The following is a 25272-nucleotide window of genomic DNA, read 5'->3' as shown; positions in this document are numbered from 1 at the left end:
AATATTACAATGACTTTTGATGCAATTATAGAAATCCCAAGAGGATCTCGTAATAAATACGAAATGGATCACGAAACAGGAAGAATTCGTTTTGATCGCGTTTTGTATTCACCAATGTTTTACCCAGCAGACTACGGATTTGTTGAAAATACTTTAGCATTGGATGGTGACCCAATTGATGTATTAGTTTTCTTAACTGAGCCAACTGTACCAGGTTGTGTAATCGAAGTTAAAACAATTGGTGTTTTAAACATGTCTGACGATAAAGGTCGTGACGAAAAATTAATTTGTGTACCAGTTGCTGATCCAACTTGGAACCAATTAGAAAGTTTAGATGATATGAACCCTCATACATTAAAAGCGGTTGAGCATTTCTTCAAAACTTACAAAGATTTAGAAAATAAAACTTGTATCGTAGAAGGATATGGTGATAAAGCGCAAGCTGAACAATTATTACAAGAAGCAAAAGATCGTTTCGTTCCTGCTCACTAAGAAATAAATTATTATTTTCATATCAATAGTCCTCATTTTTTGAGGACTATTTTATTTTGAACTATTTTATTGATAAATAATTTCAAAAATCGCTTTTTCTTTCTAATTTCATTCCTAATTAATACTTAGTGAAATTATGAAGAAATCTTTTACACTTTCCTTAGCGCTGCTTGGGCAGATGATTTTTGCTCAATATGCTACACCAAACGATGGAAAAACATACCGTATTGCTGATCTTGATGCTTTAACAGATGTCATCACTTTCGATCAAACAACAAATCGTTATGAATTAACAGATGATTTAACGATTTCTGTAAATGACACATTTTTATCTGATACAGACTATACCTTAGTTATTGCTGATGGGAAACTTATAACCATTGCCGGAACAATAGATGTTAATGCGCCAAAAGAAGTGTTGTTTACATCCGACAATCCAGGAACTACTTATTTTAAAGGAATTCGAATAGAAGAAGGTGCAACTGCCAGTTTCAATCATTTCAAAATGGTTTATGGTGGAGGAATTCGTTCTCTAAACGAATCTTTTATCATGAACAACTCTGAAGTTTCTTATCAATATGGTGGAATTTCTACCGGAGGAGCAATTAATTTTTCTCGTGGAAATCCTATCATTAAGAACTCAACGTTCAAATTCAATAAAACTCCCGTTGTCGGTTCAGGAGCCAATCAATCTGTTGCTTTAACGTTTGAAAATAATCATTTAGAAGGCAACAATCAAGACAATTCTAATCGTCCTCAAATTAATATGGGACCAAGTGGCAACAATCCTACGATTATTCGTGGAAATACAATTATTGGAGATCGAGAAAAAACTCGAGTTGGAGGAATTTCCGTTTCAAGTTTATTAGGTGTAACGAACGAAGCAATTATCGAAAATAATACAATTCGCAACAACCGATATGGAATTACCATTTCTGGAGGAAACTCGAAAGGAAAAATCATCGGAAATATTCTCGAAGATAATAATACAGATACAAATCCTACGAATGGTGGAAGCGGAATTTCAATTTATCTTGCTTCAAATCCTACAACAAATGTCATTGATATTTTCGACAATCAAATTCGTGGAAGTTTATGGGGAATTACGAATATAGAGAAAGGTGCTTTTATCAACTTAGGTACTGCTGAACGCCCTGGTAATAATATTTTCTCGAACAATGGAAATGGCGGAATTAATTATGCTTTATACAATAATTCTGTCAACGATGTGTCTGCAGTTGGAAATTGCTGGATAGAAAATCAAAAATCATCGGAACAACAAGTAGAAAATGTTATTGTTCACCAAAAAGATGATCCGACTTTAGGATTGGTAGATTATTCTGATTTCTTGTGTAGTAATTTAGCAACTTCCGAAGTGAATTCTAAGAAATTTTCTCTTTATCCAAATCCAACCAACGGCAACTTTACTGTTGATACAAAAGAAAAATCACCTTATCAAATTTTTGATGTAAATGGTAAATTAATTCATCAAGGTGAATTAAAAATAGGACAAAATTCTATTCAGACCAATTTACCAAAAGGAGTTTATATTTTTAAAACGAATCAAACTTCTTCTAAAATTATTGTGAAGTAATTTGATTTAAATGTTAAAAAGGATATTGTTGCAAAATAATATCCTTTTTACTTATAATAGATGATATAATTTAATGAATAATTTTTTAAAACATCTTGTTTTATCATTTCTGAATTAATTTCAACATACAAATCAACTGCTTGTTTCGTTTTTATCAAATCAAAATAACCATTTCCTTCGGGACAAAAAGGATTTTCGTAAGAAGTTTCTACACCAATAAAATAGTTTTTTGCTTCTGAAATATTGAGTTTTAAATGAACTGGAAAAATATATTTTCCTTGATAATCTTTATCAACTTCAAACCATTTTTCACCAATCAAACTTTGTTTATGATGAATCGATTGTAGAATTATTGGTTTAAAATAATAAAATTCGTTGCAATAATTCTTCTTTATGACTTTTGATTCGAACAAAATCTCAATTGCGACAATCTCAATTTCCTTTTCTTTTGGTAGCAATAAATTTGAAAATATTTTAAGACCAAAACTTGTGTTATCAGTCAATCGTTCCACTTTTTTAAACTTTGGTCGAAACTGTTTGTAATTGGAATAATTGATCACCTCAACTTGATTGAGATTAATCGTATCCAATTGTTGAGCAAAACTCAACGTAGAAAGTAAAAAGAAAATGATGAATTTCATTATATAAAAATAAAAAAGTCTGAAACTAAATTCAGACTTTTTATTATATTATTACTCGATTATATCAAGTTCAAAACTTGTTCTAAATCTTCTAATAAATCATCTATATCTTCGATACCAACAGACAAACGAATTAAATCATCTGTGATACCAATTTCCGCACGTTTTTCTGCTGGAATAGATGCATGCGTCATCGTTGCTGGGTGATTCGCTAACGACTCTACTCCTCCTAAAGATTCAGCCAACGTGAAAACTTTTAAATTTTCTAAAATTTTGAACGCATCCTCTTTTTTACCAGAAGTTAATGTAAAAGTTACCATTCCTCCGAAATCTTTCATTTGCTTTTTGGCAATTTCGTGCTGTGGATGATTTTCTAATCCTGGATAATACGTATGCGCAACTTTTGGATGAGCTTCTAAAAATCGAGCCACTTTCATTCCATTAGAACAATGACGATCCATACGAACAGCCAATGTTTTGATTCCGCGAAGAACTAAATAAGAGTCTTGTGGGCCTAAAATTCCACCCGTTGCAAATAAATTGAAGTGGACATCTGTTGCTAATTGATCCGAATTAACAATAATTGCTCCTGCAACTAAATCTGAATGCCCTCCTAAATATTTTGTTGCCGAATGCATCACAATATCTGCTCCTAACTCAATTGGACGTTGCAAATAAGGCGAAGCAAATGTGTTATCAACTGCTACCAATATATCAGCTTTTTTCGCTTTTGATGCATCATTTACAGCTTTGATGTCAACTACTTTCATCAATGGATTTGTTGGTGTCTCTATCCAAACCATTTTTGTGTTATCATTGATCAACGCCACTACGGCATCTACATTTGTCATATCTACAAAATGGAATTTCAATCCAAATTTTTCGTAAACACGAGTAAATAAACGATAAGAACCTCCGTATAAATCGTCCATCGCGATGATTTCATCACCTGGTTTGAACAATTTTAAAACGCCATCAATTGCTGCTAAACCAGAACCAAAAGCAAAACCTGCAACTCCACCTTCGATAGATGCTAAAGCGTTTTCTAAAGCAGTACGTGTAGGATTTGCTCCACGAGAATATTCGTATCCTTTGTAATCTCCAGGCGAACGTTGTGCAAACGTTGATGTTTGATAAATTGGAGTCATTACGGCTCCTGTAGATGGATCATGTTCTTGACCACCATGTATAGCTTTTGTATTGAATTTCATTGTGAATGCTTTTAACTATAACAAATATATGGAGTTTTATTTATTCTTTGTTTTAAAGATTTGTTAGAATTTAATTCGGAAGATTTTTGGATTGAATATGAATATTTTCTACTACATAAATATTAAAAATAGAAGGTTTAGCTTTTACAATTGAATGATTTTTTTTCAAGTCTGCATTTTCTAATTTTTGGAATAAATAGTTATCTAATTTGATTGTTTCATTATTTCCTTTGAAGTTTATTTTTAAATTATAATAATCTCCACCTCTTCTATATCTTCCTTTTTTAATTTCAAAAATTTCACAATTTTCTGTAATTGTTGATTCTTCTGCTAATTGTTTAATAAGATATTTAAATCCAAAATAACTAATCATTGAAATAAAAAATGCTAAAACTAATGATCCTAAAATTTTAAATAATAATTCATTTGATTCAAATAACTTATTTTTAAAAAATGGAATATTAAAAATCAAAAAAATTATGATAACATGAAATAAGTAAAAAATAAAATAATACCAAGTTTTGACATTTAGTAAAATTATTTCATCAGTTATATATAGTAAATATATTATTGCAGTATAGACGAAGAAAATAAATGTAGAATACTTTTCTGCATTTTTACTACTTTTTTGTTCTCGTATTCGTATTTTTTTACTAACAGAATTATTAATATTTCTTCCCATTAACTAAACAATTCATGTAAAACTTGTAATGATTTTGGTTTCTTAAAATTATTGGTGTGAATTTGATAGTACTTCACTAGAATTTCGAGTAAAAGAGAACGTTGTGGTTGATTCAGTATATTTTTAGATTCTTCTGTAAAATTGAGTTCTAATAATTTTTTGAATAAAGCTGTTTCATCTGCTTTCAACATATTGATGGATGAATTGGAATTTGTAAAAAAACCATTTTCTAAATCGAATAGATTTCCGTCTAATTCTAAATTGGGATAAAACCCTAAAAAATGTGTCAATTGAATCAAAAAAATCAAATGAAAATCTGCAAAATCTTCTTTTTTTTGATCAAATTCTTTTAGTGAATGTTCGATATATAGGTATAAATCTGGATTGTCGGTTTCTTCTTTCAACACTAAATTTAGAATTTCAGCCAAGAAAAAAACAATCGCCGATTTGATTGGATGAAAATGCAAGGTTTCGTAATAATAGGAAGTTTGAACCGATTTTAAGAAAACCAATTGTTGTTCACTTGATTTGGGTTGAAAACTAAGATCTATTTCTGCAAGTGGAAAATACAAAGATGTATTTCGCTTTTTTTTAGAGAAAACGCCTTTTGCTATAAATGATTTTAAGCCAAAATCTTGGGTATAACAACGAATTATTAAACTCGTGTCACCATATTTTATGCTTGAAAGGACTACTGCTTTGGTCTCTAAAATTTTCATTATCTAACAACTGCAAGTTTCAATGTTTTAGTTTCGGTACCATCTGCATTTGTCATCAAAACTAAGTAAATTCCAGAAGCTACTGGTTTTCCTTTCGAATTGTTTGTATTCCATTCTATCACTCCTCCATCTGCTTTTTTCTCAAAAAGTAAATTTCCAACAATATCTGTAATTTTAACTAAAGCTCTATTTGGAAGATTTTTAATTGTAATATTCCCTGTATATTCTGGACGATACGGATTTGGATATGCAATTGCATCATTAAAGTTATTGGTTTCCGTCGAAACATCACCATTATAAGAAACCACTCCTTTTTCTGTTGCAAAAAATACCTTTCCTGTGGTTTCATCAATCGAAACATCGTACACTATATCAGAAGGTAAAGGCGAATTTTTAGAGGTGAAATGTAGTTTTGTTTCTTCTCCACTCTCCGAAACATAATATACGCCTGCTCCATTTGTTGCAATCCATTTTCTGTTTGCATTATCAACTTTTATGGAATAAATACCCACATCTGTTAATAAGGCTTCTGGAATTCCATCTTGAATAATAACAATTGGTTCTACATTAACTGTATTATTTTTTACAGAATCGTCAGCACTATAAAGCACTACCAATCCTTGTCCTGTTCCTATCCAAAGATTATTTGTCTTATCATTTGCTATAGCTAAAACATTGTTTATTGGCAATTTGCTATTGGAAGTATTGATTGATTGAACTTTACCCAAATTTTTATCAAAAACAATTATTCCTCCATTTCTTGCAACGGGATAATAAACATATGAATCAGTAACACTAGGAGATAAAGCAACAGATTCATTCCCACTTTCTGGTCCGTACGTTATCCAAGAGTTATTTGTTCTTTTAGCATAAAATGTAACTTTCCAATCCTGCGAAAAATTACTAGGAAAAGATGCTCCAATATATAAATCGCCTAACGCATCAAATTTTACACCTGAAATTCTAGAACCTGGTATTTCTGTATTTAAAATCAACTTATACTCATCTCTACAATTAGATAAATTTGTTGAAAAATCTGTGTTGAATTCAAACAATCTTGTATTATTATCTACTTTATTAAAAGAACCTATAACAAAGTTTTTATCGTTGGTAGGATTAACAGATACAGTAGTAATGTCTCTTGCTGTTCCTAAACATTCGCTTGAAAAATGATTCCATTTTTTTCCATTGTACATAGAAAATCCATCTTCATTTTGAATCGGAGCTGTATATCCTTCTGTTCCTCCTGGTGCAATCCATACTTTGCCATTTTTTGTTGTAACCGACCAAGCTTTATTGTTAAATGGTCCATCTGGTGCATACCCTAAAGGATTCTCAACTTCATATTTGTCTTTTATGGAAAAATCAACTAATCCAAATTTTGTAGTTCCGCCATATAATTTATTATTGATAAAAATTCCAGAATTGAAATTCATATTCAAATTTTGTAAGACTCCATTTTCATCTTTTTCTTGATAGATAATGCTTTGAGGTTCTCCACCTAAAATAGTAACTTGATCATTTTGAGTAATAATCAATTTTCCGTTTGAAGCTTTTATATCTTCAATAAAATTGAATAGTTGTGGAATCGAAGAACCAGAAATCGTTTTTAAGCTATTATTTTCTGCATAATAAATATCACTTCCAAACAATTCTATATTTGAAACATTTTGATTCAAATTTTGAACAGTCCACAAATTAATATTTGGATTATTTAATTTCTTTGAAGTTAATTCACTTGAAAAAATCCCTTTTGATGTAGCAATATAAAGTTTGTTATTTAAAATTGTTGCATCATTTACAACAGCTGTATTTGTACGTGTTGTTTCTTTAAATTCTTCATCTTTCAGATCGTAGGAAACAATCCCAAAAGCACCAGAAATAAACGCAATTCCGTCATTTATAAAAATATGATTGATTTTTTTAACTCCGTTAAAGCCATTCCATTTGATATCCAAAACCATTGTCGATTCACCAGATCTCAATAAATCTAATCCTCCATTTTCATAACCTACTAAAAACGAATCTGACTCTTTATCATAAGCCATTGCAGAAACTCCCACATTATTCAAAAAATTGGTTTTATTCAACTTAATCCAATCATTTGTTGGATTTTTAGGATTAAATAAGAATATCCCGTTTTCGGTACCACAATAAATTACACCATTTACTTCTTCCAACAATTTTACATTGCTGTAAGAAAAAAGATCGTTCCAACGCGCTTTATCATTTTGAGCGTTTAAACTTGTGAAAATCATGGTGATGAAAATGAACAATTTTGTCTTCATAATGCACAAAAATACTGTAATTTATAACAAAATAATTGGTTAAAAATTGTATTTATTATTACAATAAATCATAAAACTTCCCTGGAAGTGTAGAAATAATTTGTTTCAACTCCAAATCTAACAACAAAGGCATTAACTCATACGATTTCATATTCAATTCAAAAGACATTTTATCGATGTGTTGCTTTCCGTTTTTTTTCAAGTAATTTACAATCACTTTTTCATCATCAGAAATTTCAATAAATAGATCTATTTGTTTTGATTTTTTCTGTGAATTGAAATTAAAATAATCAATAATATCTTTCGAGTTTTCCACTAAATAAGCTTGATGAGATTTAATCAAATAATTACATCCAACACTTAATGCATCTGTTGTTTTTCCAGGTAAAGCAAACACTTCTCGATTGTATTCATTTGCGAATTTAGCGGTTACTAAACTTCCTCCTTTAAAAGCTGATTCTACTACTATTGTAATATCGGACAATCCTGCAATGATACGATTTCGTTGAAGAAATGATTCAGGAGCGCCAGCTTTAAAACTTGGTTGTTCAGTAATCCAACCTCCTTTTTGTAACATTTCTACTGCAATCATCTTGTGAGCTGCAGGATAAATTCGTTCGAAATTAGTTCCCATCACTGACCAAGTTACCAACTTATTTTTAAGTGCATTTGTATGCGCTTCTATATCGCAACCATACGCCAATCCACTAACAATAGTTACATCAAAATCTGCTAAACCTTCAATTAATTCAGTAATAAAACCTCGTCCATAATTGGTCATTTTTCGAGTTCCAACGATTGAAATCTTTTTATTATTAAAATGATTGAACTCTAAATTTCCTTTACAAAAAAGTACCAAAGGCGCATCAATACACTCTTTTAACAGCTGTGGATAGGTATCGTCGTAAAAAGTTAAAATACGAATATGATTATTTTCACAATATTCGATTTCGTTAAAAGCCAATTCTAACCATTTTTTTTGACCAAAATCTTTGCTTATTTGCTGACCAATTCCCGAAATTTGCATCAAATCTTTTGGTTTACAATTCCAAGCAGCTTCTGCCGAACCAAAAAATTGAATAATTTTTCGGGCTGTGATATCGCCAATTCTTTTCTGAAAAGAAAGTGCTAAAATATAAGGTAAATCGGTTTTCATTTTGTTAAATTATTAATATTAAACCAACTAAGTAGTATTTTAAGTATTTATTTTTTTGCAGAATTTAAAAAAAATGTTAATTTCGTAGTATGAGGTTAGAAGAGCATATAAGTCAATTATTATTTCAGCACGATTGTGTAATCGTTCCGAACTTTGGTGCGTTTATTTCAAATGCAGCGTCTGTAGCATTCGACGAGAAAACGAATACTTTTATTCCACCAAGAAAAGAACTTTCTTTCAATTCGACTTTAACAAAAAGTGATGGAGTTTTGGTGAATAAAATTGTACAAGATGAACCCATGTCTTTTGAAAATGCGCAAACATTTTTGAATGAACAGGTTTATTTTTGGCAAGAACATTTGAAAAATGGGAAAATTCTAACCTTACAAAATATTGGCTCATTAAAATTTAATGAAGCAGGAAAAATTGAATTCAAACCAGAAAATGCTCAAAATTATTTCGTTGCTGCTTATGGGCTTTCAAATTTACAAGCCAATTACATTTTAGATTCATCTAAAGCTAAAACATCAAACAAACACATGTCTAAATTTTTAGCAGCAGCCTCTATAATTCCTATTATAGTTGGTGGCTTTCTATATTTTAATACGCCGCAACCTGTACAAAAATTTGTAAATAAACAATGGAGCGGTTTAGTTTTGCCAATGATTGGCCAAAATGAAACAAAACAAACTGAAAAAGTTTCTGTGCAATATGACGTTTATAATATGCCACAAACGATTACTGAACCTTCTTTAGTCGAATATCAAATTGCTGAAACAGTAACAAAAACAGATACAATTGAAACACCAAAAAAAGTTGAAATTACAGTTGTAAAAGAAACTAAACTGAATGAAACGGATAAGGAAATAACTGCAATTGTAAAAGAAAAACCTTCATCAAAAGAAATCGTTAAAACTGAAACAAAAAAAATAACGAAGATTGAATCACCAGAAAAAGAAGATGTAAAAAATGTTGATAAAAAAGATAGTACAACAAAATCAACTGTAAAAACTTCAAATAAAAAATACCAAGTTATCGCTGCTTCTTTGAAAAGACAAGAAGATGCAGATAGATTGTTGGGCGAATTAAAAAAACAAGGTTACAAAAATGCTGAAATCAACTATGTAAAAGGTCGCTATTACTATGTTACATACAATAGCTTTAATAATATAGATGATGCACAAAAATATATGAATGATGTAAATAAAAAGTCGCCCGGAACATGGGTTAGAACTGAAAATTAATTTACCTTTTTAAAATACCATCAATAAAATAAGCTATCCTGTGGATAGCTTATTTTATTGATGGTATAAAGAAACTCGTTTATTTTATTGAAATTTGCAAACAACAAATAAAAGTTTATGGCGAAAGCAAAAACAGCAAAAGAATCATTAGCTGTAATGACAAATTTGGTTTTACCAAATGAAACCAACAATTTAGGAAATATGTTCGGAGGTGAATTGTTAGCTTCTATGGACCGAATTTCATCAATCTCTGCAAAAATGCATGGTGGAAGTTTCTTAGTTGTAACTGCAAGTGTGAACCATGTTGCATTCAATATTCCTATACCTATGGGAAGTACAATAAAATTAGAATCTAAAGTTACACGAGCATTCAATTCTTCGATGGAAGTGTATGTCGATGTTTATGTATACGATTACGAAAACTGTATTTACAACCAAACAAATAGTGGAATTTACACTTTTGTCGCAGTTGATAACGACAATAAACCTGTAAAAGTACCTGAATTAATTCCTGAAACTGAACAAGAAATTGAACGTTACGAAGCAGCTTTGCGTCGTAAACAATTAAGTTTAATTTTAGCAGGGCGTATGCAACCTGCGGATGCGCTTGAATTGAAATCACTATTTATAACAGAATAATTACATAAAAAAAGCCTCAAATCATCTAAACTTGAGGCTTTTTTTTTATTGAGGTTTGAACTCTTCTAAATTATTTTTTTGAGTGTTTTGACGTTCTTTTTCTTCTTTGGATAATTTATCCTCAAGATTATTTTTAACCTCATCCAACATCTTTTTCATTTTTTCTGGTTGCATCATATAATACTTGTAACTTTCTTGGAAAGTATTTATTGAAACATCATAAGCATTCAAAATGTCTACTGCGTCTTTCGCTAAAACAAGGCTTTGATCTTCATTTTGAATTGGATACATTTGCAAACCTTGTTGGCTAATGTATAAATCTGTCAAAATATCTATCATATCAGACTTTCCGATAAGATCTTTTGGTTTTTCATAATTTTTTGGAGCACAACTAAATACTCCTAAAAATAAAATAATTGCTACATACAAATACTTCATAATTGTCCAAATATATGTCTTATTCGCAACGAAATTACGCCAAAAACAGCTTCCCCAATAATATCAGAACTAATTTTTGACTCTCCCAACGTTCTGTCCGTAAATATAATAGGGACTTCTTTTAGTTTAAATTTCTTGATCCATGTTTTGTATTTCATTTCAATCTGAAATCCATAACCTTTAAATTTAATTTTATCTAAATCTAATGTTTTTAAAACATTTGCACGATAACCTACGAATCCTGCTGTTGCATCATGAACAGGTAAACGCGTAATAACACGAACATATTTTGAAGCAAAATAAGATAACAAAACTCTGTTCATAGGCCAATTAACAACATTAACGCCATTAGAATAGCGAGAACCAATTGCTAAATCAGCACCATCAGCCAAAGCTTGATACAAACGTGGCAAATCATTTGGATTATGAGAAAAATCGGCATCCATTTCGAAAATAAATTCGTAATTATTGGCTAAAGCCCATTTAAAACCATGTACATAAGCACGCCCCAAACCATCTTTTGTTGTTCGAATTTCTAAATGCAAACGCCCATTAAACTCAGGAATTAAACGTTTTACAATTTCGTTTGTTCCATCAGGAGAACTATCATCAACAATTAATACATCAAATGCTCCGTCAGCCGCTAAAGCAGCGCGGATTATAGCTTCTATGTTTTCTTTTTCGTTATAGGTCGGGATAATAACTAATTTGTCCGACATAAATATAATTTTGTGGGCATAAAGATAGTTATAAGATTGTTAGGGTTTTGTATTTTTGAAAAAATTATGAAAACAAACGATTTAATCTCAATAGGAAAAAACACAGTTGGCAATGACACTATTCTTATTACTTTGATAATGTGTTTATTATTGGTTTGTGCGACAAAATATTTGTTTGCGAAAAATTTTAAGACGCTAACAAATAAAAACGAATACATGAATTTTACGGACGATAATACGACTCTGTTTAGTTTTATTGTAAATGCTGTAACAGTTTTATTGATCAGTCTACTATTGGTTTCTTATTTTGACATTAATTACAACCACCTCCCGAATTTCAACTTTTATTATTTATCTCGTCTAGGAATAACCTTTGGAATTATTAGTATCATCATGCTTTTCAGACTATTGATAGAGGTCGTTTTTTATAAAGTATTTTATGAATCTAGTTCTATTCTCTATTTTATGAAAAGTTCGAGTTATGTAAACGCTAAAAATGTTTTGCTTTTATTAGTTATTTGCTTTTTATTTTTTTATACCCAAATTAACAAAGATTATTTAATCATCATCGGTTTTATTTTGTTGTTTTTGAATAGAATATTTGAGATTTATAGCATTTACGCCAAACAAATTCATAAGAATAAATCAATTTGGTATTATAATATTTTGTACCTTTGCACCCTAGAAATTTTACCTATTATGGTTTTAGCAAAGCTGTTAATTGTTGGTAAAGTAATCTAAAATTACTATGAAAGTTAAATCAATATTAGTATCACAACCAACGCCTCAGGCGGAGAACTCGCCATACTACGAGATTGAAAAAAGTAATAAAATCAAAATTGATTTTAGACCATTTATCCAAGTTGTCGGAATAGACGCAAAAGAAGTTAGACAACAAAAGATTGATTTTAGCAAAGTTACTGCAGTTATTTTTACGAGTAGAAATGCAATTGATCACTTCTTCCGCCTTGCAGAAGAAATGCGTTTTACCGTTCCTGATTCTATGAAATATTTTTGTGAATCTGAAGCGATTGCCTTCTATTTACAAAAATACATAGTCTATAGAAAACGTAAAATTTATATTGGAGAAAAAGTATTTGCTGACATGGTGCCTTTGTTTAAAAAGCACAAAGAAGAAAACTTTTTATTACCCGCATCTGATGTTTTGAAACCAAACGTTCCTACTTTATTAGATAGCTTAGGTTTAACATGGCAAAAAGCAACTTTGTTCAGAACTGTATCAAGTGATTTATCAGATTTGTCTGATGTAAAATATGACATTCTTGTTTTCTTTACACCTTCTGGTATTAAATCTTTATTTGAAAATTTTCCAGAATTTGTACAAGACGATACGAGAATAGCAGTTTTTGGGAAATCGACAGCAGATCAAGCAAAAGAGATGGGATTACGTGTAGATATTGAGGTGCCAACACCACAGACACCGTCAATGACAATGGCATTAGACAAATACGTTAAAGAAGCAAATAAATCTAAATAAGATTGCTTTTACCCTTCTCTCTAATAAAAAATACGTACATTAAAGAGATGGAAAAAACATGGGAAATAAAAGAACAAGCCACAACTGAGGTAATTAAGGATTTAAGAGAATCACTTAACATTTCAGAGGTTCTTGCTATTTTATTAGCTCAACGTGGAATAACGAATTTTAGCCAAGCTAAATCGTATTTCAACCCCTCTTTAAAGGAATTGCATGATCCTTTTTTGATGAAAGGAATGTCTGATGCAGTTTCGCGTATCAAAAACGCTATAGATGACGAAGAAAATATCTTAATATTTGGAGACTACGATGTAGATGGAACGACAGCTGTAACATTATTTTACGAATTTCTGACTTCTATCTACTCGAAAGTCTTTTTTTATATTCCAGATCGAAACAACGAAGGTTATGGCATCTCTCAACAAAGCATACAATTTGCTGTAGATCATAACATTTCACTGGTTATTGTGTTAGATTGTGGCATAAAAGCTCATGAAGAAATTAACTATGCACAATCAAAAAAAATAGATTATATTATTTGCGATCACCATTTACCAGATCGTTCTGTGCCAAAAGCCTATGCTGTTTTGGATCCAAAACAAAAAGGTTGCCGTTACCCGTACAAAGAGTTGAGCGGCTGTGGAGTTGGATTTAAATTAGCACAAGCATATACCGAAAAGTTTAACCTTCCGAAAGAGAATCTTTTACCACTTTTAGATTTAGTTGCTGTAAGTATTGCGGCTGATATTGTACCCATTACGGGTGAAAATCGCATCTTAGCTTATGCAGGTTTACAACGATTAAACTCTGAACCTCGTTTAGCATTTCAACAATTAATTCCGACCAATATTAAAAATAATGTCAACATTTCGAATGTTGTTTTTTCAATTGCGCCAAAAATTAATGCCGCTGGACGAATAAAACACGGTTCTGAAGCTGTTCGTTTTATGTTGAGTACAGACGAAGAAGATTGTCGTAAATACCTGAATGACATAAATTCTTTGAATAACGAACGCAAAACGTTGGACCTTGACATGACACATGATGCGCTATTACAACTAAATCAAATCAATACAGATGAAAAATATTCGACAATTGTTTACGATTCTTCTTGGAATAAGGGAGTCATAGGAATTGTTGCTTCGCGTTTAGTTGACTTGTACTACAAACCGACGATTGTATTTACGAAAAACAATGAAGGAGAAATAGTAGGTTCGGCACGTTCTATTCAAGAATTTGATATTCATTCTGCTATTGCAACCAACAAAGATTTGCTAACTCAATTTGGTGGACATATGGCGGCGGCCGGTTTAGCAATGAAAGAAGAAAACTTCGAGAAGTTTAAAATAAAATTTGATGAAACGGTAAAAGAAATGTCGAACGGCAAACACTTTACACCTTCTATTTTGATTGATAAAGAGATATCGTTCAACGATATGACACGTACTTTTTTAGAATCTGTGATGCGTATGGCTCCTTTTGGTCCAGAAAATATGAACCCTGTTTTTCTGTCAAAAGATCTATTGGCAACAGATTTTAGATTAGTTGGTAAAGAACATGCACGTTTGTATGTACATCAACGAGATACGCGTATTACATTTCCTGCAATAGGTTTCAAATTAGGTAAATTTGGTCCAAAATTAGAGAAAGGTCAATCGTTTGATATGGTTTATACTATCGGGATGAATTATTGGCAAGGAAAAGGAACTTGGCAATTAAACATCAAAGACATTCGTTTCAACGATTAGTGATTTCCTTCAACAACCAAAACCATTTCACCTTTTAAATTTCTTTTTTCGGCAATTTCAGCCAATTCTGTTAAAGTTCCACGTAATGTTTCTTCAAACTTTTTAGAAATTTCTCGTGATAAACTCGCTTTACGTTCAGCGCCAAAATTTTCAGCTAAATCTTTTAAAGTTCGTCCTATTTTATGGGGAGATTCGTAGAAAATCATTGTTTTCTTTTCATCTACTAATGAGTCTAATTTAGATTTTCGTCCTTTTTTTACAGGTAAAAATCCAACAAAAGTAAATTCGTTATTTGGTAATCCCGAAACAACCAAAGCAGGAACAAAAGCAGTTGCGCCAGGCAAACATTCGATAACAATATCATTTGCAACACACTCTTTCGCTAACAAATAACCTGGATCAGAAATACCTGGAGTTCCAGCATCTGTAATAATAGAGATAATTTGACCATCTTTTAACTGACGAACAATATCTTCTGTTGCTTGATGTTCGTTGTGCATATGATAACTACGCATTGGAGTAGAAATTTCGAAATGTTTTAGTAAAATACCACTATTTCGCGTGTCTTCAGCAAGAATCACATCCGATTCTTTTAATACATCAACAGCTCGAAATGTCATATCTCCTAAATTTCCGATTGGTGTTGGAACCAAATATAATTTTCCACTCATGCGACAAAGTTAAGAAGAATTGTTTTGAGATAAAATTTATCTATTTTTAATTAATGTACAACATTAATTTCATTATGATGAAAAATTACCGATTTCTAGGATTTATGATTCTCCTTTTTATGTCAAATAGTTGTTTGATGGTGAAATTGCCTGAAGCAAAGACTCAGATAATTCGCTTATCCGATATAGGAAAAAGCTGTTTAGGTTATGTTGAAGAAGATTATTTAGCTGAAAAAGCTCGAAAGTCTAAAAAGAATTTCACGACTTCTCTTTATAATGAAAATGGATGCAAAGATTTATACATTTTAGATGATAGTAAATTAAATATTAAGAAGTTTTATGAGAATACAAAATTATTTATAGATCATCAGGTGATCATTTATTATAGAGAATATAATTTTAAAGATGAATCTATTAAACTTGTATATGAAATAAAGCCGGCAAATTAGCTGGCTTCCTATATTATTTCAAAATATCTGCTAAATCTGCAATATCTTCAGCCGAAACCTTGTCTAAAATTTTATCTAAATCTGTTCGTGGAATATCTAATTTCGAATCAATTACCAATACATTACGCAAGCCATTAATCCCAAAAATCATTTTCTTTACACGATCACCATCTTCTTGTAACGAAATATTCAAACGACTATCTTTTGCTTTAAACTTTACTAAGTTTTCGTATTTTTCACCACGCATTGACGATTGCAAATCATTCATGATTCGTTTTTGCTTTCCTTGTCCTGCATCGCTAACTACAAAAACTTTAGCTGATTTCAAATAATTAAATAAATCTGTTCCGCCTGCTTTTCCAGCTAATTTTAGCGCAAAAGATGGTAAAGGAATTACGGTAGACTGATTGTTATATTTTGTGTAGAATTCTTGCATATTACTTGTTGTTCCACAAGATTGCAACGTTAGCAAAACTGCTATAAAAGATAAACCAATTATTTTTTTCATTGTGTCCTATTTATTAGATGCGTTTGCAACTACAACTCTCGTACCGAAAATTATGAATAAGATAAAATCATTTCGAAAATAAATGAATCATCTAATCCAACCATTTGTTCTAATTCAACAATTGAGGCATGTTCGATAAATTCGTCTGGATAGCCATTAATGGTGATATTTCCTTTGTAATGAATTGAATTCAGAAACTCTAAAACTCCACTCCCAAAACCACCTTTTTTGATTCCATCTTCAAAGGTTAAAATAGTCGAATATTTCAATGAAATAGCTTTTAAGCGAGATTCGTCTAAAGGTTTAATAAACGGGAAATCAATCAAAGCTACTTTGTCTTGAAGATGATGTTGAATGATAATTTCTTCTATTCGAGAACTAATTAAACCAGTTGAAAGAATTGCTATTTGATTCCCTTCAAAAATGATTTCAGATTGACCGATTTCTATTTTTTCGACTTTAGAATTATAGGTTTGGATATTATTTTTTGGATAGCGAATTGCAAAAGGATGTTTCGTGAATTGTGCTGTATACAAGAGATTTTTGAAATCTTTTTCGTTTCGAGGAGAAGAAACAATCATGTTCGGAATTTCGCGTAAATACGCAATATCAAGATAACCATGATGCGTCGCACCGTCTGTACCAACGAATCCTGCACGATCGATACAAAAAACAACAGGTAAATTCTGCAAAGCAACATCATGTATCACTTGATCGTATGCACGCTGTAAAAATGTGGAATAAATCACGCAATACGGAACGGTATTTTGCGTTGCCAAACCAGCTGCAAATGTCACTGCGTGTTGCTCCGCAATTCCAACATCAAAAACACGATTAGGGAAATCTTGATGACATTTTACCAAATTACTTCCTGTTAACATTGCAGGTGTTATCGCTACAATTTGAGGATTATTTGCAAGTAATTGATACATCGTTTCACCAAAAACATCTTGATACGATTTTTCCCTTTTCTTTGATTTTATTTCACCTGTTTCCTTATTAAATAAACCTGGTGCATGCCATTTTACTTGATCAATTTCGGCTTGTTCGTACCCTTTTCCTTTGGTTGTTTTGATATGTAAAACTTTTGGACCTTTGATTGAATCTGCTTTTTCAAAAGCATCAAATAATTCCTCAAAGTTGTGCCCATCGATTGTTCCAATAAAATTTAAACCAAAATTGGTGAAAATATTTTCGGATTGATTTTCTAATGATTTAAAATGTTTTTTCAAACCACCAACCGAAGGATCAATTCCGATATCATTGTCATTCAAAATCACTAAAACATCTAAATTGGTTGAACCAAGATGGTTCAACGCTTCCAAACTCATTCCAGATGTTATCGAAGCATCACCAATAATGGCGATATGTTTTCTATTGATTTGATTGATTTTATCCGCAGTTGCCATACCAACAGTTGCAGAAATTGAAGTAGAAGAATGCCCAGTTCCAAACGTATCAAATTCACTTTCTAAACGAGTTGGAAAACCAGAAACGCCATCTTTTTGACGAAGCGAATCAAAAACTTCTTTTCGACCAGTCAAAATTTTATGTGGATAACATTGATGTCCAACATCCCAAATCAACAAATCATTTGGTGTATTGTAATGATAATGCAAAGCTATTGTCAATTCGATCACACCTAAACTCGCGCCTAAATGCCCCGGTTTTACGCTTAAAGTATCCAAAATAAATTCTCGCATCTCATAAGCTAACTGATTTAATTGAGACGTTTCAATAGCCCTAAGTTCCTTAGGATGATTGATTTTTGAAAGTAAATTATCCATTATTCTTTTACAAAATTACATTTTTCTGAGGAATAATCCGTATCTTTGCATGTTACAAAATTTAATGTAACATATGTTCCAAATAGGAAAGACCCTTGTATCTGAAGAACTACTAAATGAAGATTTTGTTTGTAATCTAAACAAATGTAAAGGGATTTGTTGTGTAGAAGGTGACGCTGGTGCACCTTTAGATGAAGACGAATTAACAATATTAGACGATATTTATGAAGATGTAAAACCTTATTTGCGTCCCGAAGGAATTGCGGTGATTGAGCAAGAAGGTAAGTACACAATGGATACCGATGGCGATTGGGTAACGCCTTTGGTTAATAATCGCGAATGTGCCTATTTGGTATTCGAAGAAAATGGTTTTTCGAAATGTGGAATAGAAAAAGCCTACGAAGACGGAAAAGTGGATTACAAAAAGCCCATTTCGTGTCATTTATATCCAGTTCGTATTAAGGAATATTCAAATTTCACTTCTGTCAACTATCATGTGTGGGATATTTGTGCAGATGCTTGTACCTTAGGAAAAGAATTGAAAGTGAATGTCGCAACGTTTGCTAAAGATTCATTGGTCCGAAAATTTGGGCAAGAATGGTATGATGAATTAATGGCCATTCAAGAAGAATTAAACAACCAAAAAAAGTAAAAAAATTATGTCTATAACAAGAGCAAGAAGATCTACTGACGCTATTGAAAGATTATACATCTCTATGCGTCATTTATTTCATAGAGGAGTGTACCGTCCATCTGGTGCACCTGGAAAAATATTAAGAAACTTATTATTCGAAATTAATCCTGAAATCTACGGATCGATGACAGATCCAAACAAGGTAGAATTAAGCGGGTTGATGTATGTTTTGGATCGCTTACCAGAAGGCATTGTAGAAACTCCTTATGTGTCTTTTACATCGGACGAAGGTTACGATCGATCAATTTTTACACCTATTATCCCTGCCAAACGCCGTCGTTTTTGCTACAGAATTGATGATGATCAAATGAATATTGAAATTTCACGCGGTCGTTCTGATATTTATGATGTGTTGACGCACTTAACATTTTTGTATAACGAAGCGGATAAAATTAGAAATAGAGCGTTTAGTAACGAAACACTTTCTAAAAGTAGAGCATGGGAATTCATCGAAAATGTAGTTTTTAATGAGGCTGAAATTTCTCGTAAAGAGCGTGAAGTTGCCTTGATGCATTTATCGACGATTTTAGGAAGAACATTTGAAGAAACGCAAGATATTCACGAATATTTTGGAACTTCTAATGATAAAGATCGTTTTTTCCGTATTGTTTATTGGATGGGTTACACAAGTCAACAAGATCGTATCGGTACAAAAAAACGCGAAATTACATTCACTTCAACTTTGCGTGAATCGATTGGTCACCATATGATTGGAGAAAAATGGGCAAATGCCATCAAACGTGTATTATTCGAAAATAATCTTCAAGATAAAAACATTCATATCATCTCTGCAAATATGCACAGTGTATCGAATATGTTGTACGCATATGATGGATTGAAAAGAAAATACAAAAACGATGGTGTAGAAATTTACGAAGATTTAAGTGCTGCAAATAACAAAATGCTTCGCGATTCGTTAAATGAATACACACAACAAAATGGCTTAGTTTACATCAAAGATCAATCAGGAACAAATATCGATGTTCAAATTATTGATTTATCGAAAGTAAACATAGCAAACTCAGCATTTTCTTATGCAAAAGACAAGAACAATGAAGTGATTATTGTAATGGATTATGCATTTGGAGAACAAGCATTCGAAGCGATGGACGAGTTATTAAAACCGTATAAAGTTGATGAAGCAAAATTCAAAATGAATGTAAAATCAGTTGCTATTATGGGTAAAGCTGGAATTCTTGAAGGAATAAAAGGTGATATCATGATTGCAACAGCACACGTTTTCGAAGGTACAACAGATAACTATGTTTTTGATAACGAATTATCAGCTGCAGATTTCGAAGGCCAAGGTTTAGGAGTGTACGAAGGACCTATGATTTCGGTTTTAGGAACATCATTGCAGAACAAAGACGTTTTAGAATATTTTAAAAATTCGTCTTTCCAAGCAATTGGATTAGAAATGGAGGGAGCTCATTACCAAAAAGCAATTCAGGTAGCATCTAAAATTAGACATCATATCGATAAAGATGTTAAAGTGATGTATGCTTATTACGCTTCGGATAATCCGTTAGAAACAGGAAGTACATTGGCTTCAGGCGGCTTAGGATTAACAGGTGTAAAACCAACTTATCTAATCACGCAAAAGATATTAGAAAAAATTATTAAATAATTTCAATGAAAAATTTTTCCATTTTAGGCTACGGTCATATTGGACGTGTACATCAACAAGCGATAGAAGAAGCTGAAAATGCACAATTAATCTCGGTTATCGATTTTAATTTACCCGAAGATTTATCAATTAAAGGTTATTCTACCCTTGAAAGTTTTCTGAACGAAGATCAAGAAACAGATGTAGTGGTGATTGCAACACCAAATGGTATGCATCGCGAACACGCTATTCGTTGCCTAAAAGCAGGAAAAAATGTCTTGATTGAAAAGCCTATCGCTTTAACAGTAGAAGATACAAATGAAATCTTGAAAGTTGCTGAGGAAAAAAAACTTCGTGTTTTTACCTCAATGCAACTTCGTTTTTCTCCAGTTGTACAATACATAAAAAATTTACTTGATAACAATTCTTTAGGGAAAGTTTTCATGGTGAATATTAATTGCTATTGGAACCGTAACAAGAATTATTACAAATTGCGTGAATGGCACGGAAATCAAGAAATGGACGGTGGAGTATTATTTACCCAATTTTCTCATTTTGTAGATATCATGAATTTTTGGTTCAACGAAGTGGTATGTACCAATGCAAAAAGTTTCAATTTTACGCATCAAGAAATTACGGAATTTGATGATTCTGGCTGTGTTGATTTTATAGCTGATGATGCAATTGGACACATGATTTATACAACTTCTGTTTTTAATAAAAATTTCGAAAGTAATATTACAATTATTGCAGAAAAAGGAACAATTAAAATTGGAGATCAATACCTTAATCAAATGATTTATTCCGATCTCAAAAATGTATGCTGTTCCAATACAATTTCAACCGATCAAAAGAATTTTCATCCCAATGCAATTGCAGAAATTTCAGATGCATTGATGCGTCATCATGACTCGTTGTTAGATGGAAAATATGCCGTAAATTTAGTACAGTTTATTACGGATGCAAATCAGTTAGCAACTCAAAATAAACAAGAAATTAAAACAGAAGACTATGAAATTTCACACTCGTAAATGGGTAAAACCAGAAGATCTCAATCCAAACAAAACGCTTTTTGGAGGAAAACTTTTGGCTTGGATTGATGAAGAAGCTGCATTATATAGCATTGTTCAACTCGAAAATTCGCATGTCGTTACTAAACACATGTCCGAAATTAATTTTATGTCATCTGCTCGAGAAGGTGATATTGTCGAGATTGGAATAGAAGTCGTAAAATTTGGAAGAACTTCTTTGGTTTTAAAATGTGAGGTTCGAAATAAAATGACCCACGAAACCATTATTACAGTTGACCGAATAACAATGGTTAATTTGGACGAAAACGGTTCTCCAAAACCTCATGGAAAAACTCAAGTCGAGTACGTCATTGATCGTTTAAACAAAAGATAAATATAAAAGTCGAAATTAAAATTTCGACTTTTTTTTGGTCTCTATTTTTCTACTAAAAACAAAAAAACTTCCCGATACGAGAAGTGATTTTGAGAAATGATATAAATTAACACATGAGGATTATGTTGATACAAAAGTAACTCTTCTATTTTCTTATTAGCTTAATTAAATATTATCTGTTTGTTAAATGAAAATTAAATGATAAACAAAGGACATTTATTACTGTAGTATTGTTATTAAACAACAATTTATATGATTAGGCATTAATTTAAATTTGAAACGGAACAAAACAATTTTACAAGATTTGCAAACTATGTAACACAATTTAGCGACGGTTCTGATGAGTGGGATTATGAGCATAAAAAAGCCAAACCCCAACGGTGTAAGACTATACAAACAGTGAGCCTTACGGGTTTTACTTCAACCTTTACCCCAACGGTGTCGACTTTGTAAAAACAATGAGCCAAACGGGTAAGATTATTTAATAATATAACGTTAATCAAATTACATAAAAACAAAAAACCTCATCATTTCGATTTGAAAGATGAGGTTTTTTTAATGTTTTTAAAAGAGGTTTAAAACCAGTTTAAAATATGAGTTTTGAAACTTTAGGGAATATTTAGGGGATAAAAAAAAGACTTAAATAATTGATTTGCAATTAAATAAGTCTTAATTTCAGTACTCGGAGTGGGAGTCCTTACTTTTCTAATTCATTCTAATCATATTTTAATTCACTGAAATTCAATATCAATTATTTACAAATATTAATTTACATTTGTTTAAATCTATTTAAAAGCAAATTTTGCCCCCAAAATAGCCACCTATTTAGTAACTCTAAATTCATTTAAACAACTATGCAAGTTTCAATCAATTTAAGGAAAGATAAAAAGGATAAATCAGGTCGATGTCCTGTTTTAATGACAATAACTTTCAATTCTGAACGATTTAGATTTCAAATTCCTGATGTAAAATCATCTGAGAATAATTGGAATTCTAAAACCCAAAGAATCAAACAAAACCTAAAGAAAGAGGAGTATAACAATCATATTGAATTCAATAAAATCATTGATAATCATGAAAACAGAGCAAATGAGATTATTCGATACCTATACTTGAATGAAATTGAGCCTTCAAAGAAATTCTTCGATGACAAACTAAAAAGCAAATCGAATTTAATTGCTAGTCATAATTTTTTCGATTGCTTTGAGGAATTTATTGATACAAATAAATCAACTAAAGTTCCCAATACTATTAAGAACTACAATTCTGCAAAAAAGTTTTTAAACGATTACCAAGAGTATTCTGGAGAAAAAATCACTTTTGACACTATTGATATTCATTTTTTCGAACGAATTAGGGATTATGCTTTTGAAATAAAGAAAATTCTAAACAATACTTTCAGTAAGCATATTGATATTTTCAAAACCTTTATGCGTTGGGCAGAAGAAAGAGATTATCATAAAAACACCTCTTTCAAAAAATTCAAAACAACAGAAAATGAAATTGAAGTAATCTACTTAACGAAAGACGAACTATTTCATTTATTGAATTTCGAATTCAAAAAAACAAAACATTCGCATGTAAGAGATGTTTATTGTTTTTCTTGTTTTACAGGTCTGAGATTTTCTGATGCTTACAATCTTAATAAAGCGAATATATATGAAGATTATATCAAAATGAACATTCTAAAAACCAAAACAATCGATCATATTATTCCTTTGAATCAATTTGCAAAACAAATTTTAGAGCGTTACGAAAACACCATTTATTATCCGTTACCTGTAATATCATCTCAGAAATTTAATGAATACATTAAACAAGCTTGCGAAATAGCAGAAATTAACACACCTATTTCTATTACAAGATATTCTGGTCAAAAAAGGATTGATGATGTTGTCCCAAAACATAAATTAATTACTAGTCATACTGCAAGAAAAACCTTTGTTACGAACTCTGTAATTATGGGAATGAATATTTCTGTATTGAAGAAAATAACAGGACATAAAAAAGAAGAAAGCTTTAGAAAATATGTAAATATTTCTGAAGAATTAAAGAAAAACGAAATGAATAACACTTGGGATAAAATAAAATAATTATGAATGCACCATTATCAATACTTTTAAATAAGTCAATTTTTTATAATAAAAAAATTGCTATACTATTTTTCATCAGTTTATCTTTACTTGTATTTGTGACATTTTTTGACAAAGGTTTTGAAATAAGTAGAGGGAATTTTTTTTTAATTTCAACACTATATTTCGGTATATCAATTAGTTTATATTGGCTAATCAAAGAAAAAAATTATGAATTTCATAAGTATTCATTTAATATAGATGAATATAGATTAAGCTCTAAAAAGGATAAAGAAAAGTCATATAATGAAGTTTACAATAAGTTATTATCAGAGGAATTAAAAAATATTAATTCTAATACATCAAAGAAAATCGATGAATTTTTATCAAACGTTCAAAACGAGTTAAATAAAAATTTAAGAAAACTAATCACTTTTGAAAGGTTCGATGATTATTTTACTAGATCAAAGAAAGATAAAACTACAAGCAGACTTTTCTATTTCCAATACAAGAAAAGTTTAATTAAAATAATAAAAGACTTTATCGTCAACACAAATGAACTTGAAGATATTTCAAATGAAATCATATCAAGATTTATATTCGAATTAACAAATTATAAAAATTTACATTTTGAAAAAGATTTAGGATTACATTATCACGATAAATTTGCTTTTGAGTTCCTAGAAAAAGAAAAATTATCATTAATAAGAAGAAAAAAATATTCCGATATAAATCAAAATAATATTACTAAAGATTTATTCCGTGAAGGAATATTAAAAATTCAGAATCAAATTTCTCAGTCAAATAACTTATTAATAAATAATATAAAGGAAGTTATAGATTATCTAAAAAATAACGTCACTAAAGAATTGTTCATTAAAGAAAATTCAAAAATTCAGAATCAAATTTCTCAGTCAAGTAACCTATTAATAAACAATATAAAGGAAGTTATAGATTATCTAAAAAATAACGTCACTAAAGAATTGTTCATTAAAGAAAATTCAAAAATTCA

Annotated in this window: 25 protein-coding genes; 14 read left to right on the top strand and 11 right to left on the bottom strand. The window is 30.8% G+C overall.

The window, feature by feature from the left end; translation table 11 throughout:
* Window positions 1–9 precede the first annotated feature (9 nt).
* Entirely contained in the window at window positions 10–492 is a 483-nt protein-coding gene (locus HX088_RS00475) for an inorganic diphosphatase (protein WP_171623038.1), read from the top strand.
* A gap of 136 nt (window positions 493–628) precedes the next feature.
* A complete protein-coding gene (locus HX088_RS00470) occupies window positions 629–2086 on the top strand; it encodes a T9SS type A sorting domain-containing protein (RefSeq protein WP_286482947.1) in 1458 nt (485 codons plus the stop codon).
* Between the two features lie 47 nt (window positions 2087–2133).
* On the opposite strand, the gene HX088_RS00465 is transcribed toward HX088_RS00470, so the two are convergent.
* The 6 genes from HX088_RS00465 to dprA all read right to left on the bottom strand — a co-directional run bounded on the left by HX088_RS00465 (window position 2134) and on the right by dprA (window position 8783).
* Window positions 2134–2727 (bottom strand): hypothetical protein, encoded by a 594-nt coding sequence (locus HX088_RS00465; RefSeq protein ID WP_188319334.1) that lies wholly within the window; start codon window positions 2725–2727, stop codon window positions 2134–2136.
* 59 nt (window positions 2728–2786) lie between these two features.
* The gene (locus tag HX088_RS00460) at window positions 2787–3938 is read right to left on the bottom strand and encodes a cystathionine gamma-synthase (RefSeq protein ID WP_286482946.1); all 1152 of its coding nucleotides are present in this window, start codon (window positions 3936–3938) and stop codon (window positions 2787–2789) included.
* Window positions 3939–4008: 70 nt separating this feature from the next.
* Entirely contained in the window at window positions 4009–4311 is a 303-nt protein-coding gene (locus HX088_RS00455) for a hypothetical protein (protein WP_286482945.1), read from the bottom strand.
* Between the two features lie 308 nt (window positions 4312–4619).
* Window positions 4620–5339, bottom strand: coding sequence for a DNA repair protein RecO (gene recO, locus HX088_RS00450; protein WP_286482944.1), 720 nt, complete (start codon window positions 5337–5339; stop codon window positions 4620–4622).
* The gene (porZ, locus tag HX088_RS00445; protein WP_286482943.1) at window positions 5339–7627 is read right to left on the bottom strand and encodes a type IX secretion system anionic LPS delivery protein PorZ; all 2289 of its coding nucleotides are present in this window, start codon (window positions 7625–7627) and stop codon (window positions 5339–5341) included. Before porZ ends, recO begins: the two co-directional genes overlap by 1 nt.
* A gap of 58 nt (window positions 7628–7685) precedes the next feature.
* The gene (dprA, locus tag HX088_RS00440; RefSeq protein ID WP_286482942.1) at window positions 7686–8783 is read right to left on the bottom strand and encodes a DNA-processing protein DprA; all 1098 of its coding nucleotides are present in this window, start codon (window positions 8781–8783) and stop codon (window positions 7686–7688) included.
* A gap of 89 nt (window positions 8784–8872) precedes the next feature.
* On the opposite strand from dprA, the gene HX088_RS00435 reads away from it, so the two are divergent.
* Entirely contained in the window at window positions 8873–10027 is a 1155-nt protein-coding gene (locus HX088_RS00435; RefSeq protein ID WP_286482941.1) for an HU domain-containing protein, read from the top strand.
* Window positions 10028–10144: 117 nt separating this feature from the next.
* Window positions 10145–10666 carry an acyl-CoA thioesterase gene (locus HX088_RS00430; RefSeq protein WP_171623030.1) on the top strand — a complete coding sequence of 174 codons (522 nt, stop codon included), beginning with the start codon at window positions 10145–10147 and terminating at the stop codon, window positions 10664–10666.
* Window positions 10667–10711: 45 nt separating this feature from the next.
* Here the strand turns inward: HX088_RS00430 and HX088_RS00425 are convergent, their stop codons facing one another.
* Entirely contained in the window at window positions 10712–11104 is a 393-nt protein-coding gene (locus HX088_RS00425) for a DUF4296 domain-containing protein (protein WP_171623029.1), read from the bottom strand.
* On the bottom strand, window positions 11101–11823 hold the full coding sequence (locus HX088_RS00420) for a polyprenol monophosphomannose synthase (RefSeq protein ID WP_171623028.1): 723 nt from the start codon (window positions 11821–11823) through the stop codon (window positions 11101–11103). The genes HX088_RS00425 and HX088_RS00420 overlap by 4 nt, the downstream gene beginning before the upstream one ends.
* Before the next feature lie 66 nt (window positions 11824–11889).
* Here HX088_RS00420 and HX088_RS13900 point away from each other — a divergent pair, with 66 nt between their 5' ends.
* From HX088_RS13900 to recJ, 3 genes are read left to right on the top strand one after another with little or no spacing between them, the layout of a single operon-like run.
* Complete coding sequence (locus HX088_RS13900; protein WP_260541764.1) at window positions 11890–12564, top strand: DUF4271 domain-containing protein; 675 nt, start codon at window positions 11890–11892, stop codon at window positions 12562–12564.
* A gap of 7 nt (window positions 12565–12571) precedes the next feature.
* Complete coding sequence (locus HX088_RS00415; protein ID WP_171623026.1) at window positions 12572–13321, top strand: uroporphyrinogen-III synthase; 750 nt, start codon at window positions 12572–12574, stop codon at window positions 13319–13321.
* A 47-nt stretch (window positions 13322–13368) separates the two neighbouring features.
* Window positions 13369–15069 carry a single-stranded-DNA-specific exonuclease RecJ gene (gene recJ, locus HX088_RS00410; protein WP_171623025.1) on the top strand — a complete coding sequence of 567 codons (1701 nt, stop codon included), beginning with the start codon at window positions 13369–13371 and terminating at the stop codon, window positions 15067–15069.
* Here the strand turns inward: recJ and rsmI are convergent.
* Entirely contained in the window at window positions 15066–15740 is a 675-nt protein-coding gene (gene rsmI, locus HX088_RS00405; RefSeq protein ID WP_286482940.1) for a 16S rRNA (cytidine(1402)-2'-O)-methyltransferase, read from the bottom strand. The two genes, recJ and rsmI, sit on opposite strands and share 4 nt — an antisense overlap.
* A gap of 77 nt (window positions 15741–15817) precedes the next feature.
* Here rsmI and HX088_RS00400 point away from each other — a divergent pair, with 77 nt between their 5' ends.
* Complete coding sequence (locus HX088_RS00400; protein ID WP_286482939.1) at window positions 15818–16189, top strand: hypothetical protein; 372 nt, start codon at window positions 15818–15820, stop codon at window positions 16187–16189.
* Window positions 16190–16202: 13 nt separating this feature from the next.
* Here HX088_RS00400 and HX088_RS00395 read toward each other — a convergent pair whose 3' ends face one another.
* Window positions 16203–16697, bottom strand: coding sequence for a DUF4252 domain-containing protein (locus tag HX088_RS00395; protein WP_286482938.1), 495 nt, complete (start codon window positions 16695–16697; stop codon window positions 16203–16205).
* Between the two features lie 50 nt (window positions 16698–16747).
* Window positions 16748–18484, bottom strand: coding sequence for a 1-deoxy-D-xylulose-5-phosphate synthase (locus HX088_RS00390; RefSeq protein WP_286482937.1), 1737 nt, complete (start codon window positions 18482–18484; stop codon window positions 16748–16750).
* A 73-nt stretch (window positions 18485–18557) separates the two neighbouring features.
* Here HX088_RS00390 and HX088_RS00385 point away from each other — a divergent pair, with 73 nt between their 5' ends.
* From HX088_RS00385 to HX088_RS00360, 6 genes are all read left to right on the top strand, one after another.
* Window positions 18558–19136: a DUF3109 family protein gene (locus HX088_RS00385; protein ID WP_171623020.1), complete on the top strand. Its 579-nt coding sequence runs from the start codon at window positions 18558–18560 to the stop codon at window positions 19134–19136.
* Window positions 19137–19143: 7 nt separating this feature from the next.
* Window positions 19144–20805 (top strand): DUF6909 family protein, encoded by a 1662-nt coding sequence (locus tag HX088_RS00380; RefSeq protein ID WP_225541406.1) that lies wholly within the window; start codon window positions 19144–19146, stop codon window positions 20803–20805.
* A gap of 5 nt (window positions 20806–20810) precedes the next feature.
* Window positions 20811–21815, top strand: a complete 1005-nt coding sequence (locus tag HX088_RS00375; RefSeq protein ID WP_171623018.1) for a Gfo/Idh/MocA family protein — start codon at window positions 20811–20813, stop codon at window positions 21813–21815.
* Window positions 21796–22188 carry an acyl-CoA thioesterase gene (locus HX088_RS00370; protein ID WP_171623017.1) on the top strand — a complete coding sequence of 131 codons (393 nt, stop codon included), beginning with the start codon at window positions 21796–21798 and terminating at the stop codon, window positions 22186–22188. Before HX088_RS00375 ends, HX088_RS00370 begins: the two co-directional genes overlap by 20 nt.
* A gap of 854 nt (window positions 22189–23042) precedes the next feature.
* Window positions 23043–24281, top strand: coding sequence for a site-specific integrase (locus tag HX088_RS00365; RefSeq protein ID WP_286482936.1), 1239 nt, complete (start codon window positions 23043–23045; stop codon window positions 24279–24281).
* 2 nt (window positions 24282–24283) lie between these two features.
* The coding region (locus tag HX088_RS00360; RefSeq protein WP_286482934.1) for a hypothetical protein at window positions 24284–25272 on the top strand (989 nt) is incomplete at its 3' end.

Origin of the sequence: Empedobacter sp. 225-1, from assembly GCF_030328185.1 — a bacterium.
Taxonomy (GTDB): Bacteria; Bacteroidota; Bacteroidia; order Flavobacteriales; family Weeksellaceae; genus Empedobacter; species Empedobacter stercoris.
This window is presented reverse-complemented; position numbering and strand designations above follow the sequence as displayed.

Excerpts from the sequence above, each read along its gene's own strand:
- HX088_RS00460 (WP_286482946.1), bottom strand. The coding sequence starts at position 3,938 with ATGAAATTCAATACAAAAGCTATACATGGTGGTCAAGAACATGATCCA.
- HX088_RS00465 (WP_188319334.1), bottom strand. The coding sequence starts at position 2,727 with ATGAAATTCATCATTTTCTTTTTACTTTCTACGTTGAGTTTTGCTCAA.
- rsmI (WP_286482940.1), bottom strand. The coding sequence starts at position 15,740 with ATGAGTGGAAAATTATATTTGGTTCCAACACCAATCGGAAATTTAGGA.
- recO (WP_286482944.1), bottom strand. The coding sequence starts at position 5,339 with ATGAAAATTTTAGAGACCAAAGCAGTAGTCCTTTCAAGCATAAAATAT.
- porZ (WP_286482943.1), bottom strand. The coding sequence starts at position 7,627 with ATGAAGACAAAATTGTTCATTTTCATCACCATGATTTTCACAAGTTTA.
- HX088_RS00430 (WP_171623030.1), top strand. The coding sequence starts at position 10,145 with ATGGCGAAAGCAAAAACAGCAAAAGAATCATTAGCTGTAATGACAAAT.
- HX088_RS00475 (WP_171623038.1), top strand. The coding sequence starts at position 10 with ATGACTTTTGATGCAATTATAGAAATCCCAAGAGGATCTCGTAATAAA.
- recJ (WP_171623025.1), top strand. The coding sequence starts at position 13,369 with ATGGAAAAAACATGGGAAATAAAAGAACAAGCCACAACTGAGGTAATT.
- HX088_RS00395 (WP_286482938.1), bottom strand. The coding sequence starts at position 16,697 with ATGAAAAAAATAATTGGTTTATCTTTTATAGCAGTTTTGCTAACGTTG.
- HX088_RS00385 (WP_171623020.1), top strand. The coding sequence starts at position 18,558 with ATGTTCCAAATAGGAAAGACCCTTGTATCTGAAGAACTACTAAATGAA.
- dprA (WP_286482942.1), bottom strand. The coding sequence starts at position 8,783 with ATGAAAACCGATTTACCTTATATTTTAGCACTTTCTTTTCAGAAAAGA.
- HX088_RS00380 (WP_225541406.1), top strand. The coding sequence starts at position 19,144 with ATGTCTATAACAAGAGCAAGAAGATCTACTGACGCTATTGAAAGATTA.
- HX088_RS00365 (WP_286482936.1), top strand. The coding sequence starts at position 23,043 with ATGCAAGTTTCAATCAATTTAAGGAAAGATAAAAAGGATAAATCAGGT.
- HX088_RS00370 (WP_171623017.1), top strand. The coding sequence starts at position 21,796 with ATGAAATTTCACACTCGTAAATGGGTAAAACCAGAAGATCTCAATCCA.
- HX088_RS00420 (WP_171623028.1), bottom strand. The coding sequence starts at position 11,823 with ATGTCGGACAAATTAGTTATTATCCCGACCTATAACGAAAAAGAAAAC.
- HX088_RS00375 (WP_171623018.1), top strand. The coding sequence starts at position 20,811 with ATGAAAAATTTTTCCATTTTAGGCTACGGTCATATTGGACGTGTACAT.
- HX088_RS00415 (WP_171623026.1), top strand. The coding sequence starts at position 12,572 with ATGAAAGTTAAATCAATATTAGTATCACAACCAACGCCTCAGGCGGAG.
- HX088_RS13900 (WP_260541764.1), top strand. The coding sequence starts at position 11,890 with ATGAAAACAAACGATTTAATCTCAATAGGAAAAAACACAGTTGGCAAT.
- HX088_RS00400 (WP_286482939.1), top strand. The coding sequence starts at position 15,818 with ATGAAAAATTACCGATTTCTAGGATTTATGATTCTCCTTTTTATGTCA.
- HX088_RS00390 (WP_286482937.1), bottom strand. The coding sequence starts at position 18,484 with ATGGATAATTTACTTTCAAAAATCAATCATCCTAAGGAACTTAGGGCT.
- HX088_RS00435 (WP_286482941.1), top strand. The coding sequence starts at position 8,873 with ATGAGGTTAGAAGAGCATATAAGTCAATTATTATTTCAGCACGATTGT.
- HX088_RS00425 (WP_171623029.1), bottom strand. The coding sequence starts at position 11,104 with ATGAAGTATTTGTATGTAGCAATTATTTTATTTTTAGGAGTATTTAGT.
- HX088_RS00470 (WP_286482947.1), top strand. The coding sequence starts at position 629 with ATGAAGAAATCTTTTACACTTTCCTTAGCGCTGCTTGGGCAGATGATT.
- HX088_RS00455 (WP_286482945.1), bottom strand. The coding sequence starts at position 4,311 with ATGATTAGTTATTTTGGATTTAAATATCTTATTAAACAATTAGCAGAA.